Origin of the sequence: Paraburkholderia bannensis NBRC 103871 (assembly GCF_000685015.1) — a bacterium.
In the GTDB taxonomy this organism is placed as follows: Bacteria; Pseudomonadota; Gammaproteobacteria; order Burkholderiales; family Burkholderiaceae; genus Paraburkholderia; species Paraburkholderia bannensis.
On the sequence record NZ_BAYA01000079.1, the window covers coordinates 1 to 2,773 of the forward strand.

Here is a 2,773-nt window from a genome sequence, read left to right on the forward strand (position 1 = left end):
GTAAGCGCGAAATTCTCCGCACCTAGGCAGCGCTGCCGAATCGATCCACGATTGCGTCCGCAGACTTGAATTGCGGACGCAGATGATGACCGACACTGACTTTGACTTTCTCCCTCTGCGCGTGACCCGGACGTGCGCGGATGGCAAGCATCGATACGATCCGGAGGGCAAGCGTAAGTTGATCGAAGCCTGCCGCCGGCCGGGCGCGTCATTGGCAGGTCTGGCGCTGAAGGCTGGGGTCAATGCGAACCAGTTGCGCAAATGGGTACAGCTGCAAGAGCGACGGGAAGTTGCGGGCGTTTTGCATGGTGCTATCGCGCAAGCACCGTCAGCCTTCGTGCCGGTCGTCTTGATCGACGAGTCACCGGCATCGACTCTTGCGGAAACGGCACTGCCAGCCCCGCAGCCGTCGCTGCAACGAGAGCCGGCCCGTCCGTCGCTGCGGGCGGCGCCGCGGGCGCGTTTGTCGGCGACTCTGCCTAACGGCGTTGTGCTCGAGCTCGAATGCTCTGGGCGAGACACCTCACTGGTCACAGCGATGATTGCCGCGCTGGGAGCGAGCTGATGTTCCGCTTCGACCACGACCTGCGGATCTACCTGCATCGCGAGCCGATCGACTTCCGGGCCGGACTGAATACGCTGGTGACGATGGTCGAACAGTCGATGCAGCTCGATCCGCTCGCACGAGCCGTCTTCGGATTCCACAACCGGAAACGGGATCGTGTAAAGCTGTTGCTCTACGATCGGGCCGGCTTCTGGCTGATGTTGAAACGGCTCGAGGTGGATCGTTTCGCTTGGCCCCGTCGTCAACAGGCCGTGATCGAACTCACGGTCGACCAGCTCCATCTGCTGCTCGATGGCATCGATCTCGACGCGCTGCGTCCGCATCCCGCCCGACAGTACTGCTTCGCGAGTTGAGGCCCGGTATCGCGAACGTTGTTGGTCAACAACGTTCGTCCCGGCTGTTACACATCTCCGTAAACCTGTGCGGCGCCGCGCTTCGCTATCGTGAATCGCATGAAAGCCGATCTCGCCCGATTGCCGCAGGCCGCCAAGGTCTACATCCACGAACTCGAAGCCGGTCTCGCCGAGCGCGATGCCAGGATCGACGAACTGACCAGGCGCCTGGATGCGCTGGAAGAGCAATATCGTCTCGCGCTGGCCCGGCAGTACGCGCCGAAGAGCGAGAAGCGCAAGGATCGCGTGTTCAACGAGGCCGAGCAGGCGGTCGACACCGAGCCGGTCGACGGGGACGACAGTGACGTGCCTTCGCTGCCGGACACTGGGTTGCCGGAACTCGACAAGCCCGAACCCGGCAAGCGAGGCCGCAAGCCGCTGCCTGCGGATCTGCCGCGCGAGCGCATCGAGTACGATCTGCCCGAAGACCAGAAGAGCTGCCCGTGCTGCGGCAAGGCCCTGCATCGCATGGGCGAGGACATCAGCGAGCAACTGCACATGGAGGTCAAGGTGTCGGTGCTGCAGCACGCGCGTGCCAAATATGCGTGCCGACACTGCGAACGCCACGGTGTGCGCACGCCAATCGTCGTCGCGCCGATGCCGGCACAGCCCCTGCCGGGCAGTCATGCCAGTCCTTCGATGATCGCCGCCGTCACGGCAGGCAAGTACGTTGACGGCACGCCGCTGTACCGGATGGAGGATGTGCTCGCGCGCTCGAACATCGCGGTCAGCCGCGGCACGCTGGCGAACTGGATCATCCGCCCCGCTGAGCTTCATTACACACGGATTTACGATGCGCTCAAGCAGGTTCTGCGCAGTCAGTGGTTGATCCACGGCGATGAGACCACGGTCCAGGTGCTCAAGGAAAAGGATCGAAAGGCGCAGGACACGTCGTACATGTGGGTGTACAGGAGCGCGGCGGACAGCGAGCAGCCCGTCGTGCTGTTCGAGTATCAACCTGGGCGCGGTGGGGAGCATCCGCGTGCCTTCCTCGGCGACTACGCGGGCACGCTGATGACGGATGGCTGGCCCGCCTGGCGCACGATCAAGACGGCGACGCACCTCGGATGCCTTGCGCACGCGAGGAGGCTGTTTACGGACGCGCTCAAGGGCCAGAAGAACAAGCCGGGTCCCCGCATCACGAAGGCACTCGAGTTCTTCCAGGCGCTGTATCAGGTCGAAGCGCTCGCGAAACAGACGATGCCCGAAGGCGAAATGCTGACCGATTACCGGTATCGACTGCGGCAGCAGCACAGCGTGCCGCTGCTGAGCGCCTTCAAGGCATGGCTCGATGAGTTGGCGCCGAAGGTTCTGCCGCAGAGTTTGCTCGGCGAGGCGATCGGGTACTGCCGCCGACAGTGGCAGTATCTGATCCGTTACGTAGACGACGGCCGTCTGCCGCTTGATAACAACGTCATCGAGCGCGACATCAGGCCGTTTGCCACTGCGAGAAAATCGTGGTTGTTCAGCGACACGGTTGCGGGAGCGAAGGCGAGCGCGATGGTCTACAGCATGATGCTTACGTGTCGCGCTTGCAACGTCGAGCCTCACGCCTGGCTGCTGCACGTGCTGACCGAATTGCCGCAGCGCGCCGCAAACGCGGACATCAGCGACTTGCTGCCGTTCAACTACGCGAAGCGGCAAGCCGAGGCGAGCGTGAGCTGACACAGCGGGCGTGCCGCAGTCATCGCGCCGGCACACTTTACCGAAACCCAGATGCGGCCATCGCCGGTCAACCTCGGCCGTAGCGATGCGGCTATGCTCGCCCGTCGGTTGCAAATGATTATCGATTCGGTGTGCTGAATTTACCGCTTAC

At 63.1% G+C, this 2,773-nt stretch carries 3 protein-coding genes; all 3 read left to right on the forward strand.

Features of this window, described 5'->3' with window-relative positions; genetic code table 11:
* Positions 1-82: 82 nt before the first annotated feature.
* The 3 genes from tnpA to tnpC all read left to right on the forward strand — a co-directional run bounded on the left by tnpA (position 83) and on the right by tnpC (position 2,622).
* Entirely contained in the window at positions 83-565 is a 483-nt protein-coding gene (gene tnpA, locus BBA01S_RS39315) for an IS66-like element accessory protein TnpA (RefSeq protein ID WP_245641735.1), read from the forward strand.
* Complete coding sequence (gene tnpB / locus BBA01S_RS39320) at positions 565-918, forward strand: IS66 family insertion sequence element accessory protein TnpB (protein WP_027821151.1); 354 nt, start codon at positions 565-567, stop codon at positions 916-918. Before tnpA ends, tnpB begins: the two co-directional genes overlap by 1 nt.
* Positions 919-1,017: 99 nt before the next feature.
* A complete protein-coding gene (gene tnpC, locus BBA01S_RS39325; RefSeq protein ID WP_027821152.1) occupies positions 1,018-2,622 on the forward strand; it encodes an IS66 family transposase in 1,605 nt (534 codons plus the stop codon).
* The last annotated feature ends 151 nt before the right edge of the window (positions 2,623-2,773 follow it).